The sequence below is a fragment of the Lentzea flaviverrucosa genome (assembly GCF_003350445.1).
Classification (GTDB): Bacteria; Actinomycetota; Actinomycetes; order Mycobacteriales; family Pseudonocardiaceae; genus Lentzea; species Lentzea californiensis.
This window is the reverse complement of record NZ_QQAU01000001.1, coordinates 679,415-697,234: the sequence shown is the minus strand read 5'-3', so window position 1 is coordinate 697,234 and position 17,820 is coordinate 679,415. Positions and strand designations below refer to the sequence as shown.

The 17,820-nt window shown below is 69.7% G+C and carries 1 protein-coding gene (running past one end of the window); it reads left to right on the top strand.

What is annotated here, in order from left to right; all coding sequences use genetic code 11:
- Positions 1-17,820, top strand: partial view of a non-ribosomal peptide synthase/polyketide synthase gene (locus DFR72_RS03280; protein WP_114773586.1) — the 3' portion only. Its footprint begins 13,071 nt before the window's first position; 17,820 of the gene's 30,891 nt are visible here — the last part of the coding sequence; its start codon lies off the left edge, out of view; it ends in the stop codon at positions 17,818-17,820.

Below are 17,820 nucleotides of genomic sequence, written 5' to 3'. Positions count from 1 at the left end.
GGACGCCTGCAGGTCGACTGGCACTTCAGCCACAACCTGCACGACATGGCCACCGTCGAACGTGTCGCCGCGCGCTACGTCGAGGCGTTGCGCCGGCTGGTGGCGCACTGCCGGTCCGGGGCCACGGGCTTCACGCCGTCGGACTTCCCGCTGGCGTCGCTGACCCAGCCCGAGGTGGACGGGCTTTCGGAGCGTTACCCGCTGGCGGACGTGCATCGGCTGGCGCCGGTGCAGTCGGGCATGTTGTTCGGTGTCGCGGGTTCTCCCGTCGACGGGCTCTACTGGGGCCAAGGGGTTTACGACCTGACGGGGCCGCTGGACGCCGATCGGCTGGCCGGTGCCTGGCGCCAGGTGATCGCCCGGCACGCCGCGTTGCGCAGCGGGTTCGTGTGGGAGGGCGTCAGCGAACCCGTGCAGGTCGTGCTGGCCGACGTCGACGTCCCGCTCGAGCAGCGGGACTGGTCTCGACTCGGCGACGTCGAGCAGCAGGAGCGGTTGCGGGCGCTGCTCGACGAGGACCGCGCGCTGGGCTTCGACCTCGCCGCGCCGCCGTTGACCCGCCTGTACCTGGTGGACCGCGGCGAGGGCCGGTTGTGGCTGGTGTGGGGCCTGTACCAGGGCTTGTGCGACGGGTGGAGCCTGCCCGTCGTGATGGACGAGGTGTCCGCCCTCTACCAGGGCCGGACGCTGGAGCCGGTGCGGTCCTACCGGGACTTCATCGCGTGGCTGGGCCGGCGTGACCCGGCCGAGTCCGAAGGGTTCTGGCGCACGCACCTGGCCGGTTTCGAGGCTCCCACGGCACTTCCGGCCGACCGGCTGGCCGCGAGCCACTACGAGCAGGACCGGCGTCGCCTGAGCCTGGACGAGACCGTCACCGGCAGGCTGGTCGAGCTGGCGCGCCGCGAGCGCGTGACGTTGTCGACGGTCGTCCAGGCGGCGTGGGCGCTGCTGCTGTCGACGTACTCGGGTGACGACGACGTGATCTTCGGCCTGACCGTGTCCGGCCGTCCGGCCGACCTGGCCGGTGTGGAGTCGATGGTCGGGTTGTTCATCAACACGCTGCCGGTCCGGGCCGTGGTGCCGACGGACATGACGTTCGCGGCCTGGCTGCCGAGGTTGCAGGACGACCAGGTTGCGCTGCAACGGTTCGAGTACACGCCGCTGGTCGACGTGCAGCGGTGGTCCGAGGTGCCGCACGGCCGTGCGTTGTTCGACTCCATCGTGGTGTTCGGCAACTACCCGCAGGAGGAGTTGCCGGAGGACCTGGGAGGGGTGCAGGCCGCCGACTCGGTGGAGCAGGGCAACTACCCGCTGACGTTCGCCGTCGACCTGGAGCGCACGCTGCGCGTCGAGGCGGAGTTCTCGACGGCCGCGTTCGACGCCGTCACGGTCGAGCGGATCCTCGACCAGCTCGCTGTGGTGCTGACCGCGGTGGCGGAGCAGCCGGAGCTCGCGGTCCGCGACGTGCCCGTGCAGCGTCCCGGCCAGGCTGCGGAGCTGGTGGCGTGGGGCGCGACCCCCGTGCCGTCCGCCGAACTGCCGGTGCCCGACCTGATCGCCGGCTGGGGTTCGTCCGACGTCGCCGTGGTGTGCGGTGACGAGCAGCTGACGTTCGCGGAACTGAACGCTCGGGCCGATTCCCTTGCCACACGTCTGCGCCGAGCCGGTGTGACGGTGGGATCACCGGTCGCCGTGCTGGTGCCACGTGGTCTTGAGCTGGCCGTTGCGTTCCAGGGCGTGTTGCGCTCTGGTGGCGTGTACGTGCCGATCAACCCTGGGCTTCCCGCGGAACGGCTGGCGTTCCTGCTGGCCGATGCCGGTGTGGTCGCCGCTGTCACGACTTCGGCTCTGGACGGGTTCACCGGGGAAGTGCTGCTGGTGAACGACGAGTCCGCCGTCGTCGGTGAGCTCGCTCCGGTCGACCCGAACTCGTTGGCGTACATCGCTTACACGTCGGGTTCCACGGGACGTCCCAAGGGCGTCGCGGTGACCCATGGCGCGCTCTCGTCGTACGTGGCCGGGTGGCGTGACGGACTGCGTGCGCTGGGCGGTCCGGGTGCGGTGCTGTCGATGTCCGGGCCTGGGTTCGACGTGTCGATCGGTGACATGACACGGGCGTTGGCCTTCGGACAGCGCGTGGTGTTCTTGCCGCACGACGAGCACGTGACGGTGGAGTCGCTGCACCGCACGCTGGTCGACCACGACGTCGAGGTCGCGGAGATCGTGCCGGGCATGCTGTTGCGTGACCTGGCGGCCTACTCCCGGACGGCTGGGCCGGTGGAGAGCCTTCGGCTGGTGATCTCGGGTACCGACCTGTGGACGCATGACGCGTTGACGGCCGCTGTGCGCGAGGTGGCGCCGAATGCGGTGCCGGGCAACGTGTTCGGTGTGACCGAGGCGGCAATCGACTCGATCTTCCACGCCGTCACCGAGGACCACCCGGCGGCGGTGGTGCCGATCGGTACGCCGTTGGCCGGTGCTCAGGCCTTCGTGGTGGACGGGTCGTTGCGACCGGCGCCGGTCGGCGTGCCGGGCGAGTTGCTCGTCGGTGGTTCGGGTGTGGCCCAGGGGTATGTGGGCCGGCCGGACCTGACGGCGGAGCGGTTCGTCCCGGATCTGTTCACCGGTTCTGGTGAGCGCCTCTACCGCACTGGTGACCGTGCCCGGTGGCGTGCTGACGGGACGATCGAGTTCCTGGGTCGTGTCGATGAGCAGGTGAAGATCCGCGGTTACCGGGTTGAGCCCGGTGAGGTCGAGGTCGTCATCGGCGACCATCCCGATGTGCGTGATGTCGTGGTGGTGGCTCGTGAAGGTGGGCCTCACGGCGGTAAGCGCCTGGTCGCGTACGTCGTCGCGGAGGGTGAGTTCAGCGGTTCGGTGCTGCGGGCATGGCTGCGGGAACGAGTGCCGGACTACCTCGTGCCGTCGGTGTTCGTCGCGCTGGATCGCCTTCCCCTGACGCCGAACGGGAAGGTGGACCGTCGCGGTCTGCCGGACCCGGAGCCCGAGACGTCGGGTGAGGCGTATGTCGCGCCCCGGACCGCTGCTGAGGAGACTCTCGCGGCGGTGTGGAGTGGCGTGCTCGGTGTCGAGCGCGTTGGTGTGCTGGACAACTTCTTCGAACTGGGTGGCGACTCGATCCTGAGTCTGCAGATCGTGGCGCGTGTTCGTGCCGCTGGTCTGGGTGTGGACGTGGCCGACGTGTTCGCCCACCAGACCGTCGCCGAACTCGCTCTCGTCGTGCGGGATGCTCCGGCGGAGTCGTCGGCCGAGCAGGGTGTGGTCACGGGTCCGATTCCGTTCACGCCGATCCAGCGCTGGTTCCTGGCGCAGGACATCCCGGACCGGGACCACTGGAACTGGTCGGGCATGTTCGAGCTGGCACCGGGCACCGATCCCGGCCGGCTCGGGCAGGCGCTCGAGGCACTGGTCGTTCACCACGACGCGCTGCGCGTCCGGTTCACGCCCGACGGCCAGCACAACGCCGGTGTCGAGGCCTTCAACGGTCTTCGTGTCGTTGCCGTGGATGACGTGGTCGCGGAGATGACGGCCGCGCAGAAGTCGTTGCGTCTGGCCGATGGTCCGCTGCTGGCCGCCGTCTACTTCGACCGTGGCGACCAGCCCGCGTGGCTGGGTTTGACCGTGCACCACCTGGTGATGGACGGCGTGTCGTGGAACGTGCTGCTTGAGGACCTCGACACGGCTTACCAAGGCGGTTCGCTCCCGCCGAAGACGACCTCGTTCCAGGCCTGGGCCGAGCAGCTCCAGACCATCGACGCCGCGGACGAGCGCGACCACTGGGTCGCTGCGACCGCGGACGTCACGGTCGTTCCGGTGGATGGGCACGGACCGAACTCCGAGGCGTCCGGCGCGGTCGTGCAGTCGTGGCTGGATGCCGAGACGACGGCGGCGTTGCTGGGCGATGCGCACAGGGCTTATCGCACGCAGGGCAATGATCTGCTGTTGACCGCGCTGGCCCAGGCTTTGGGCGAGTGGGCCGGCAGCGATCACGTGACGATCGACTTGGAGAGCCACGGCCGTGAAGGCGCGGACCTGTCGCGCACGGTCGGCTGGTTCACGTCGATCTTCCCGGTGCGGCTCACGCACGAGAGCGATCCGGCGGCGGCGATCAAGGCCGTCAAGGAAGAGCTGCGGGCTGTTCCGCGCCGCGGTGTCGGCTACGGTGCGTTGCGTTGGTTGCAGGGTGATCTGGCCGATGTGCCGGAGCGTCCGGTGCTGTTCAACTACCTCGGAGCGCACGACGCCGCCGACTCGACGGGGCTGATCCGGCGGGAGCTTTCCGCCGACCTGGCGGGGCCGAGTGAGGGCGAGGGTGGGACGCGGTCGCACCTGTTGCAGCTCGAGGTGCAGCAGAGCGCCGACGGACGGTTGTCCATCGAGTGGTTCCACTCCAGCGCTGTTCACGACACCGCGACCGTCGAACGGGTTGCGGCCCGGTACGTCGAGGCGTTGCGGGAACTGGTCGCGCACTGCCGGTCCGCCAGCGGTTTCACGCCGTCGGACTTCCCGTTGGCGGCGCTGGCCCAGCCGGAGGTCGACCTGCTGGCGGAGCGTTATCCGCTGGCGGACGTGTACCGGTTGTCGCCGGTGCAGTCCGGCATGCTGTTCGGTGTCGTGGGCTCTCCTGTCGACGGCCTCTACTGGGCGCAGAACGTCTACGACCTGGCCGGCCCGATCGACGCCGAACGGCTGGCGGCGGCCTGGCGTGAGGTGATCGGCCGGCACGCGCCGCTGCGCAGCGGGTTCGTGTGGGAGGGCGTCAACGAACCCGTGCAGGTCGTGCCAACCGACGTCGACGTGCCGTTGACGACCCACGACTGGTCGGGCCTCGACGAGGCCGCACAACAGGACCGGCTCCAGGAACTCCTGGACCACGACCGCGCGCTCGGGTTCGACCTCGCCCGCCCGCCGCTCATCCGGCTCTACCTCGTAGACCGGGGCAACGGGCAGAACTGGCTGGTGTGGGGGCTGTACCAGGGCTTGTGCGACGGGTGGAGCCTGCCCGTCGTCATGGACGAGGTGTCGGCCGCCTACCAGCGGCAGGCGTTGCCGCCGGTGCGGCCGTACCGCGACTACATCGCATGGCTCGGTCAGCGCGACACTGCTGCGACGGAAGGTTTCTGGCGCACGTACCTCGATGGTTTCGAGGCACCGACGGCACTTCCGGTCGACCGGCTGGCCGCGAGCCACTACGCCCAGGACCGCCGGCGCACGCACCTGAGCGAGAGCGTCACCGCCGGGCTGGTGGAGTTGGCGCGTCGTCAGCGCGTGACGTTGTCGACGGTCGTGCAGGCGGCGTGGGCCAAGGTCCTGTCCGCGTCGTCCGGCGAGGACGACGTGGTGTTCGGCCTGACCGTGTCGGGTCGTCCGGCCGACCTGGCCGGTGTCGAGTCGATGGTCGGCCTGTTCATCAACACGCTGCCCGTGCGGGCAGCGGTACCGGTCGACACTTCGTTCGCCGCGTGGTTGCCCGCTCTGCGGGACAACCAGGTTGCGCTGCAACGGTTCGAGTACACGCCGCTGGTCGACGTTCAGCGGTGGTCCGCCGTGCCGCACGGCCGTGCGTTGTTCGACAGCATCGTGGTGTTCGGCAACTTCCCCCAGGAGGAGCTGCCGGAGGACCTGGGAGGGGTGCAGGCCACCGAGTCGGTGGAGCAGGGCAACTACCCGCTCACCTTCGCGGTGGACCTGGAGGCCACGCTCAAGATCGAGGCCGAGTTCTCCACGGCCGCCTTCGACGCGGTCACGGTCGAACGGATCCTCGACCAGCTGGTGGTCGTGCTCACCGTGGTCGCGGAACAGCCGGAGCTCGCGGTCGGTGACGTGCCGTTGCAGCGTCCCGAGCAGGCAGCGGAGCTTGTGGCGTGGGGGAGGACTCCGGAACCGGCGGTCGAACTGCCGGTGCCCGACCTCGTCTACGGCTGGGCTCACTCGACCCCGGATGCCGTGGCGGTGGTCTGCGGCGCTGAAAGCCTCACGTTCGACCTGCTGGGTGCTCGGGCCGACGCGCTGGCCGCACGGCTTCAGCGGGCCGGCGTGACGGTGGGATCGCCGGTGGCGGTGCTGGTGCCGCGCGGCATCGAGCTGGCGGTCGCGTTCCAGGGCGTGTTGCGCTCTGGTGGCGTGTACGTGCCGATCAACCCTGGGCTTCCCGCGGAACGGCTGGCGTTCCTGCTGGCCGACGCTGGCGTGGTCGCCGCTGTCACGACTTCGGCTCTGGACGGGTTCACCGGGGAAGTGCTGCTGGTGGACGACGTATCCGCGGAGCCTGGTGAACCGCTTGCTCCGGTCGATCCGAACGCTCTGGCGTACCTCGCTTACACGTCGGGCTCGACGGGACGTCCCAAGGGCGTGGCGGTGACCCATGCCGCGCTGTCGTCGTACGTGGCGGGATGGCGTGATGGCCTGGCCGAGCTGGGTGGTCCGGGTGCGGTGTTGTCGATGTCGGGGCCTGGGTTCGACGTGTCGATCGGCGACATGACGCGGGCCTTGGCGTTCGGTCAGCGCCTCGTGTTCCTGCCGCACGACGAGCACGTGACCGTGGAGTCGTTGCACCACACCTTGGTCGAGCACTCGGTCGAGGTCGCGGAGATCGTGCCGGGCATGTTGTTGCGCGACCTGGCGGCTTACTCCCGGACCGCCGGTCCGGTGGAAAGCCTCCGCCTGGTGATCTCCGGTACCGATCTGTGGACGCATGACGCGTTGACGTCGGCTGTGGCCGAGGTGGCACCGAATGCGGTGCCGGGCAACGTGTTCGGTGTGACCGAGGCGGCGATCGACTCGATCTTCCACCCGGTGGGTGACGATCATCCTGCTGCCGTGGTGCCGATCGGTACACCGTTGGCGGGCGCTCAGGCTTTCGTGGTGGACGGGTCGTTGCGGCCGGTTCCGGTCGGGGTGCCGGGTGAGTTGCTGGTCGGTGGTTCCGGTCTGGCCCAGGGTTATGTGGGACGTCCGGATCTGACGGCGGAGCGGTTCGTGCCCGGTCCGGCCGGTGGGCGGTTGTACCGCACCGGTGACCGGGCTCGGTGGCGTGCTGACGGGACGATCGAGTTCCTGGGTCGTGTCGACGAGCAGGTGAAGATCCGCGGTTACCGCGTCGAACCGGGTGAGGTCGAGGTCGTCATCGGTGACCACCCGGACGTTCGTGATGTTGTTGTGGTGGCTCGTGATGGTGGGCCTCACGGCGGTAAGCGCCTGGTCGCGTATGTCGTGGCGGAGGGTGAGTTCAGCGGTTCGGTGCTGCGGTCGTGGTTGCGCGAGCGGGTGCCGGACTACCTTGTGCCGTCGGTGTTCGTGGCGCTCGACAGGTTGCCGCTGACGCCGAACGGGAAGGTCGATCGGCGTGGTCTGCCCGACCCGGAGCCCGAGACCTCCGGCGAGGCGTACGTCGCGCCGAGGACCGCTGCCGAGGAAGCCCTGGCCGCGGTCTGGTCGCAGGTGCTCGGTGCGGAACGCGTTGGCGTGCACGACAACTTCTTCGAGCTGGGTGGCGACTCGATCCTGAGTCTGCAGATCGTGGCGCGTGTTCGTGCCGCTGGTCTGGGTGTGGATGTAGCGGACGTGTTCGCCCACCAGACCATCGCCGAACTCGCGCTTGCTGTGCGTGACGCTCCGGCGGAGTCGTCGGCCGAACAGGGTGTGGTCACGGGTCCGATTCCGTTCACGCCGATCCAGCGCTGGTTCCTGGCGCAGGACATCCCGGACCGGGACCACTGGAACTGGTCCGGCATGTTCGAGCTGGCACCGGGCACCGATGCCGGTCGCCTCGCGTCGGCGTTGGACGCGGTGCTGGTGCACCACGACGCGTTGCGCATCCGGTTCACCCCGGACGGCCAGTACAACGCGCCGGTGGAGACCGGGGTCCTGCGTGTGGTCGAGGGCGACCACGACGTCGTCGCGGAGATGACCGTGGCGCAGAAGTCGTTGCGACTGGCCGACGGCCCGCTGGTGGCGGCTGTGTTCTTCGACCGTGGCCCGCAGCCGGCATGGCTCGGGTTGACGGTGCACCACCTGGTGATGGACGGGGTGTCGTGGAACATCCTGTTGGAAGACATCGACATCGCCTACCGGGGCGGTGTGCTGGCGCCGAAGACGACCTCGTTCAAGGCGTGGGCCGAACAGCTCCAGACCATCGACGCCGGCGCTGAACGTGAGCACTGGACGGCGGCGACCGCGGACGTGGTCACGCTTCCGGCCGACGGCGACGGGACGAACACGGACGCGTCCGAGGCGATCGTGCAGTCCTGGCTGGACGCCGAGACGACGGCGACTCTGCTCGGTGACGCGCACAAGGCGTACCGGACGCAGGGCAACGACCTGTTGCTGACGGCTCTGGCCCAGGCTTTGGGGGAGTGGGCCGGCAGCGATCACGTGACGATCGATCTGGAGAGCCACGGCCGTGAGGGTGCGGATCTGTCGCGCACGGTCGGCTGGTTCACGTCGATCTTCCCGGTGCGGCTGAGCCGTCACGACGAACCCGATGCGGCGATCAAGGCGGTCAAGGAGGAGTTGCGTGCTGTTCCGCGCCTTGGTGTGGGCTACGGCGCGTTGCAACTGGTCGACGTGCCGGAGCGTCCGGTGCTGTTCAACTACCTCGGCGCGTACGACGGCAACGACGACCCGGCCGGGTTGATCCGTCGTGAGCTGGACGGCGACCTCGCCGGCCCGACCGAGGGCGAGGGCGGGACGCGGTCGCACCTGTTGCAGCTCGAAGTGCAGCAGAGCGCTGACGGACGGTTGTCCATCGAGTGGTTCCACTCCAGCGCTGTTCACGACACCGCGACCGTCGAGCGGGTTGCGGCCCGGTACGTCGAGGCGTTGCGCGAGTTGGTCGCGCATTGCCGGTCCGCCAGCGGTTTCACGCCGTCGGACTTCCCGCTGGCGGCGCTGACCCAGCCTGAGGTCGACGGGCTCGCGGCGCGTTGTCCGCTGGTGGACGTGTACCGGTTGGCTCCGGTGCAGTCCGGCATGTTGTTCGGTGTCGTGGGCTCTCCTGTCGACGGGCTCTACTGGGGTCAGAGCGTGTACGACCTCGCGGGCCCGATCGACGTGGAGCGGTTCGCGGCGGCGTGGCGTGCGGTGATCGCCCGGCACGCGTCCCTGCGGAGCGGTTTCGTGTGGGAGGGCGTGGCGGAGCCGGTTCAGGTGGTGCTCGGCGACGTCGACGTGCCTCTGACGACCCGCGACTGGTCGGCTCTCGACGAGGCCGCACAACAGGTGCGGTTGGAAGAGTTGCTGGCGGACGACCGCGCGCTCGGGTTCGACCTGGCCCGGCCGCCGTTGATGCGGCTCTACGTCGTGGACAGGGGCAACGGGCAGAACTGGCTGGTGTGGGGGCTGTACCAGGGTTTGTGCGACGGGTGGAGCCTGCCCGTCGTGATGGACGAGGTGTCCGCGGCCTACCAGGGCGGCGCACTCGAACCGACCCGGCCCTACCGGGACTTCATCGCGTGGCTCGACGGGCGTGACCCGGCCGAGCCGGAAGCCTTCTGGCGCGAGTACCTGGCGGGGTTCGAGGCGCCGACCTCGCTGCCCGCCGACCGGCTGGCCGCGAGCCACTACGCCCAGGACCGCCGGCGCACGCACCTCGACGAGGGTGTGACCGCCGAACTGGTGGCGCTGGCACGGCGCGAACGCGTTACGTTGTCGACGGTCGTGCAGGCCGCGTGGGCCAAGGTCCTCGCGGACACCTCGGGTGAGGACGACGTGGTGTTCGGCCTGACCGTGTCGGGCCGCCCGGCCGACCTGGCCGGGGTCGAGTCGATCGTCGGCCTGTTCATCAACACACTGCCCGTCCGGACGGTCGTGCCCGCGGACGTGCCGTTCACGTCGTGGCTGCACGACCTGCGGGACAACCAGGTCTCGGTGCAACGGTTCGAGTTCACGCCGTTGGTCGACGTGCAGCGGTGGTCTGCCGTGCCGCACGGCCGTGCGTTGTTCGACAGCATCGTGGTGTTCGGCAACTACCCGCAGGAGGAACTGCCGGAGGACCTGGGCGAGGACTGGTTGCAGGCCACCGAGTCGGTGGAGCAGGGCAACTACCCGCTCACCTTCGCGGTCGACCTGGAGTCCACGCTCAAGATCGAGGCGGAGTTCTCCACGGCGGCGTTCGACGCGGTCACGATCGAGCGGATCCTCGACCAGCTGGTGGTCGTGCTGACCGCGGTGGCGCAGCGTCCGGGCCTGCGGGTGCAGGACGTTCCGCTGCACCGCCCGGAGCGGGCCGCCGAGATCACCGCGTGGGGCAGCACCGCCACGCCGGTGGCCGAACTGCCGGTGCCGGACCTGATCGCCGGCCAGGCCCCTGCCGAGGTCGCCGTGATCTGCGGCGGCGAACGGCTCACGTTCGCCGAGCTGGGTGTCCGGGCGGACTCGCTGGCCGCCCGGCTTCAGCGAGCCGGTGTGTCCTTGGAGTCGCCGGTCGCCGTCCTGGTGCCGCGCGGGCTTGAACTGGCTGTCGCTTTCCAGGGCGTGCTGCGCGCTGGTGGCGTGTACGTGCCGATCAACCCCGGCCTTCCGGCCGAACGTCTCGCGTTCTTGCTGGCGGACGTCGGTGCAGTTGTCGCGGTCACGACTGCGGCGCTGGCCGGTGAGCTGGCCGGCTTCACCGGCGAGGTGCTGGTGCTGGACGACGCGTCTCCGGTTCTCGACGCGGCACCGATCCGCATCGATGCCGGTGCATTGGCTTACGTGGCTTACACGTCGGGGTCGACTGGACGTCCTAAGGGCGTAGCGGTCTCTCATGGCGCGTTGTCGTCGTACGTGGCGGGATGGCGGGAAGGGCTCGCCGATCTGGGTGGTCCCGGCACGGTGTTGTCGATGTCGGGTCCTGGGTTCGACGTGTCGATCGGTGACATGACTCGGGCGCTGGCGTTCGGTCAGACGGTGGTCTTCCTGCCGCACGACGAACACGTGTCGGTCGAGTCGTTGCACCACACGCTGCGAGCGCACGATGTTGCGATCGCCGAGATCGTGCCGGGCATGCTCCTGCGTGACCTGGCGGCGCACTGCCGGACGGCCGGCCCCGTCGAGAGTCTGCGGCTGGTGATCTCCGGAACCGACATGTGGACGCATGACGCGTTGACTTCGGCTGTGGCCGAAGTAGCGCCGAACGCGGTGCCGGGCAACGTGTTCGGTGTGACCGAGGCGGCCATCGACTCGATCTTCCACCCGGTCGGCGAGGACCACCCTGCCGCCGTGGTGCCGATCGGTACGCCGTTGGCGGGTGCTCAGGCGTTCGTGGTGGACGGGTCGTTGCGGCCCGCTCCCGTTGGAGTGCCGGGTGAGTTGCTGGTCGGCGGTCCGGGTGTGGCCCAGGGTTACGTGGGCCGGCCTGACCTGACCTCGGAGCGGTTCGTTCCCGATGTGTTCGGTGGGTCCGGCGGCCGGTTGTACCGCACGGGTGACCGGGCCAGGTGGCGTGCTGACGGCAAGATCGAGTTCCTGGGTCGTGTCGACGAGCAGGTGAAGATCCGTGGCTATCGGGTCGAGCCGGGCGAGGTCGAGGTCGTCATCGGTGACCACCCGGACGTTCGTGATGTTGTTGTCGTGGCACGCGATGGCGGCCCGCACGGTGGTAAGCGACTGGTCGCGTACGTCGTTGCGGAAGGCGAGTTCAGCGGTTCGGCGTTGCGAGCGTGGTTGCGCGAGCGAGTGCCGGACTACCTGGTGCCGTCGGTGTTCGTGGCGCTGGACAGGTTGCCGCTGACGCCGAACGGCAAGGTCGACCGGCGAGGACTGCCCGACCCGGAGCCCGAGTCGGCCGGTGAGCAGTACGTCGCGCCCCGGACCGCGGCCGAGGAGACCCTCGCGGCGGTGTGGAGCGGCGTGCTCGGCGTCGAACGCGTGGGCGTGCACGACAACTTCTTCGAGCTCGGTGGCGACTCGATCCTGAGCCTGCAGATCGTGGCGCGGGTTCGTGCCGCCGGACTCGGCATCGACGTGGCGGACGTGTTCGCGCACCAGTCGGTGGCAGAGCTGGCGTCGGCCGTTCGCGATGCTCCGGCGGAGTCCCTGGCCGAGCAGGGCGTGGTTACCGGACCCGTCCCGTTCACACCGATCCAGCGGTGGTTCCTGGCGCAGGACATCCCTGACCGCGACCACTGGAACTGGTCGGGCATGTTCGAGCTGGCACCCGGTACCGATCCCGATCGGCTGGGCCGGGCGCTCGACCTCCTCGTCGCACACCACGACGCGCTCCGGATCCGCTTCAGCGCGGACGGCCAGCACAACGCTCCGGTCGACGGTGGCGGGTTCCTGCGCGTCACCGGCGGAGATGTGGTCGCGGAGATGACCGCGGCGCAGAAGTCGTTGCGACTGGCCGATGGCCCGCTGCTCGCCGCCGTCTACTTCGACCGCGGCGACCAGCCCGCGTGGCTCGGTCTGACGGTGCACCACCTGGTGATGGACGGCGTCTCGTGGAACGTCCTGCTGGAGGACCTGGAGACCGCCTACCAGGGCGGTGCGCTCCCGCCGAAGACGATCTCGTTCCAGCAGTGGGCCTTGCAGCTGCAGGAGGACGACCCCAGCGCTGAACGTGAGCACTGGGTGGCGGCGACCGCGGACGTGGTCACGCTTCCGGGCGATGCCGGCGGACCGAACGTCGATGCGTCCGAGGCGATCGTGCAGTCGTGGCTGGATGCCGAGACGACCGCGGCGTTGCTCGGCGATGCGCACAAGACGTATCGCACGCAGGGCAACGACCTGCTGCTGACCGCTCTCGCTCAAGCTCTGGGCGAGTGGGCCGGTAGTGACCACGTCACGATCGACCTGGAGAGCCACGGCCGCGAAGGCGCGGACCTGTCGCGCACGGTCGGCTGGTTCACCTCGATCTTCCCGGTGCGTCTGACGAACCAGGAGGATCCCGCGACGGCGATCAAGGCCGTCAAGGAAGAACTCCGTGCGGTTCCGCGTCGCGGTGTGGGCTATGGGGTGTTGCGCTGGCTGCGGGACGACCTGGCCGACGTGCCGGATCGGTCGGTGTTGTTCAACTACCTCGGAGCGCACGACGGGAACGACGACTCGGCCGGGCTGATCCGCCGTGAGCTGGACGGCGACCTCGCCGGCCCGAGCGAAGGGGAGGGCGGCAAGCGGTCGCACTTGTTGCAGCTCGAAGTGCAGCAGACCGCCGACGGACGGCTGTCCATCGAGTGGTTCCACTCGACGAACAACCACGACACCGCCACCGTCGAACGGGTTGCCGCCCGGTACGTCGAGGCGTTGCGCGAACTGGTCGCGCACTGCCGTTCGGCCGTCGGCGGGTTCACGCCGTCGGACTTCCCGCTGGCCACCCTCACCCAGGACGAGGTCGACGGGCTCACGGGACGCCATCCGTCGCTTGTGGACGTGTACCGGCTCGCGCCGGTGCAGTCGGGCATGTTGTTCGGTGTCGTCGGCGCTCCCGACGAGGGGGACGGGCTCTACTGGGGTCAGGGCGTCTACGACCTGGCCGGCTCGATCGACGCCGGACGGCTGGCCGGTGCCTGGCGTCAGGTGATCTCCCGGCACGCCGCGTTGCGCAGCGGGTTCGTGTGGGAAGGCGTCAGCGAGCCGGTGCAGATCGTGCTGGCCGGTGTCGACGTTCCGCTGACCGCCCATGACTGGTCGGACCTTGACGAAGCCGCACAGCAGCTGCGGCTGCAGGAGTTGCTGGCGGACGACCGCGCGCTCGGTTTCGACCTGGCCCGGCCGCCGCTGACGCGCCTGTACCTCGTCGAGCGGGGCAACGGTCGGAACTGGCTCGTCTGGGGCCTGTACCAGGGTTTGTGCGACGGGTGGAGCCTGCCCGTCGTCATGGACGAGGTGTCCGTCGCGTACCAGCGGCAGGCCTTGCCGCCGGTGCGGCCGTACCGCGACTACATCGCGTGGCTCGGCCAGCGTGATCCCGCTGCCACGGAAGGGTTCTGGCGCACCTACCTGAACGGCTTCGAGGCGCCCACCACACTGCCGGTGGACCGCCTGGCCGCGAGCCACTACGCCCAGGACCGGCGGCGCACGCACCTCGAGGAGGACGTCACCGCCAGACTCGTCGAGCTGGCCCGGCGCGAGCGCGTCACGTTGTCGACGGTCGTGCAGGCGGCGTGGGCGAAGGTCCTGTCCGCCGGCTCGGGTGAGGACGACGTGGTGTTCGGCCTGACCGTGTCGGGTCGTCCGGCTGATCTGGCCGGGGTCGAGTCGATGGTCGGCCTGTTCATCAACACGCTGCCCGTGCGGGCCGAGATCCCCGGCAGGACGCCGTTCTCGGCCTGGCTGCACGAGCTGCGGGACAACCAGGTCGCGCTGCAACGGTTCGAGTTCACGCCGCTGGTCGACGTCCAGCGCTGGTCCGCGGTGCCGCACGGACGCGGGTTGTTCGACAGCATCGTGGTGTTCGGCAACTACCCGCAGGAGGAGGCACCCGCCGACAGCGGCGAGGAGTGGGCCGACGCGGTCGAGTCGGTGGAGCAGGGCAACTACCCGCTCACCTTCGCGGTCGACCTGGAGGCCACGCTCAAGATCGAGGCCGAGTTCTCCACGGCGGCCTTCGACGCCGCCACGGTCGAACGCGTTCTCGACCAGCTCGTCGTCGTCCTCACCGCCGTCGCCCACGAGCCCGGACTGGCCGTCGCCGACCTGCCGTTGCAGCGTCCGGAACAGGCCGCACAGCTCGTGGCGCAGGGCGAGACGGCGGCGCCGATCGCCGAACTGCCGGTGCCCGAGCTGGTCCAGAGCTGGGCACGCACCGGTGCCGTGGCCGCGAAGTGCGGCGACGAGCGCCTGACGTTCGCCGAACTGGACGCCCGCTCCGCCGGACTGGCGGCACGGCTCCAGCGCGCCGGCGTGACGGCGGAGTCGCCGGTGGCGGTGCTGGTGCCGCGCGGGATCGACCTGGCGATCGCCTTCCAGGGCGTGCTGCGCAGCGGTGGCGTGTACGTGCCCGTCAACCCCGGCCTGCCGCAGGAACGCCTCGCGTTCCTGCTCGCCGACGCCGGTGTGGTCGCGTCGGTCACCACCGAAGGCCTCGCGGGCGAGCTCGCCGGGTTCGCCGGTGAGGTGCTCGTGCTGGACGGCACGGTCCTCGACGGTCCGCCGGTGCGGATCGACCCGGACGCGTTGGCGTACATCGCCTACACGTCGGGGTCGACCGGACGACCGAAGGGAGTGGCCGTGACCCACGGCGCACTCTCGTCGTACGTGGCGGGATGGCGTGACGGACTGGCCGAGCTGGGCGGTCCTGGCGCGGTGTTGTCGATGTCGGGCCCCGGTTTCGACGTGTCCATCGGCGACATGACCCGTGCGCTGGCGTTCGGGCAGACGGTGGTGTTCCTGCCGCACGACGAACACGTGTCCGTGGAGTCGTTGCACAGCACGCTTTCCAGTGACGCCGTGGCGATCGCCGAGATCGTCCCGGGCATGCTCCTGCGCGACCTGGCGGCACATTGCCGCACGGCCGGCCCGATCGACAGCCTGCGGCTGGTGATCTCGGGTACGGACATGTGGACGCACGACGCGCTCACCACCGCCGTGGCCGAGGTGGCGCCCAACGCGGTGCCGGGCAACGTGTTCGGCGTGACCGAGGCGGCGATCGACTCGATCTTCCACCCGGTCGGCGACGACCACCCGCAGGCCGTGGTGCCCATCGGCACCCCGCTGGCCGGTGCCCGCGCCGTCATCGTCGACGACGCGATGCGGCCTGCCCCCGTCGGTGTTCCCGGCGAGCTGCTGGTCGGCGGTCCGGGTGTGGCGCGGGGCTACGTGAACCGGGCCGACCTGACCGCGGAACGGTTCGTGCCGGACGTCTTCGGCACGAACGGTGGCCGGTTGTACCGGACCGGTGACCGGGCTCGGTGGCGTGCCGACGGGACGATCGAGTTCCTCGGCCGGGTCGACGAGCAGGTCAAGATCCGCGGTTACCGGGTCGAGCCCGGTGAGGTCGAGGTCGTCATCGGCGACCACCCCGACGTGCGTGATGTCGTCGTGGTGGCACGGGATGGCGGCCCGCACGGTGGCAAGCGCCTGGTCGCGTACGTCGTCGCGGAAGGCGAGTTCAGCTCGAAGGCACTGCGGACCTGGCTGCGCGAGCGCGTGCCGGACTACCTCGTCCCGTCGGTGTTCGTGGCGCTGGAGTCGGTGCCGCTCACGCCGAACGGCAAGGTCGACCGCAAGGGCCTGCCCGACCCCGAGCCGGAGACGACGTCCGAGGTCTTCGAGGCACCCCGGACGTCCGTCGAGGACGTGCTGGCCGAGGTGTGGGCGCAGGTGCTGGGCCTCGAACGCGTTGGCGTGCACGACAACTTCTTCGAGCTCGGTGGCGACTCGATCCTGAGCCTGCAGATCGTGGCACGCACCCGTGCCGCCGGCCTGGGCGTCGACGTGGCGGACGTGTTCGAACACCAGACCATCGCCGAGCTGGCCCCTGTCGTGCGGGACACCCCGACCGCCATGCTGGCGGAGCAGGGTGTCGTCACCGGTCCCGTCCCGCTCACCCCGATCCAGCACTGGTTCGTCGAGCAGGACATCCCGGACCGCGACCACTGGAACTGGTCCGGCGTGTACGAACTGGCCTCCGGCACCGACCCGGAGAAGCTCGCGCGGGCGCTCGACTCCGTCATCGCCCACCACGACGCCCTGCGCATCAGGTTCCGCCAGGACGGGGACACCTGGGTGCAGGACAACGACGGCGAGCCGGCGCAGGTGCTGCGCGTCGTCACCGCCGGGGACGACGACGAGGTCGTCGCGCACATGACGCGGGCGCAGACGTCGTTGAGCCTGGCGGAGGGTCCGCTCGTCGCCGCGCTCTACTTCGACCGCGGCGCGGAACCGGCCTGGCTGGGACTCACCGCGCACCACTTCGTCATGGACGGCGTGGCGTGGAACGTCCTGCTGGAGGACCTGGACACCGCTTACCGGGGTGGACCGCTCGGGCCGAAGACGACGTCGTACCAGCAGTGGGCCGAAGTGCTGCGCGCCGACAACCCGGAAGCCGAACGCGCCCACTGGGCCGCGCAGACCGAGCGGGTCATGACGGTGCCCGTCGACGACCACGGTGCCAACACCGAGGCGTCGGCCGAGACCGTCCGCACCTGGCTCGACGCGAAGTCCACCGAGGTGTTGCTCGGCGAGGCCCACAAGGCCTACCGCACGCAGATCAACGACCTGCTGCTGGCCGCTCTGGTCAGGACGCTGGGCGAGTGGGCGGGCATCGGCGACGTCACGATCGACCTCGAGAGCCACGGCCGTGAGGCGATCGCCGACGGGGTCGACCTGTCCCGCACCGTCGGGTGGTTCACGTCGATCTTCCCCGTGCGCCTGCGTCACCAGCGCTTCGGTGACGACGGCGAGCTGATCAAGACGGTGAAGGAACAGCTGCGCACCGTGCCGCGCCGTGGCGTCGGCTACGGAATCCTCCGCTATCTGGAACGCGACGACAATGTTGTCGAAGCGCCTGCGCGGCCAGTTCTGTTCAACTACCTTGGAGCGTTTGACGCGGCAGGCGACGACGCGGTCGGCCTGATTCGCGAAGAACTCTCCGCTGACCTGTGCGGACCGACGGAGAACGAACAGGGGAACCGTTCGCACCTCCTGCACATCGAAGCCGAGCAGACGCCGGACGGGCGCCTGCTGGTCGAGTGGTATTTCAGCACCAACGTGCACCGGGAGGCGACCGTGCAGCGGCTCGCGACCCGCTACGTGACCGTGCTGAAGGAGCTGGTCGAGCACTGCCAGTCCGGAGCCGGCGGCGTGACTCCGTCGGACTTCCCGCTGGCCAACATCGATCAAGCGAGTCTCGCCGCCGTGCTCGAGCAGATGGGAGGGTGA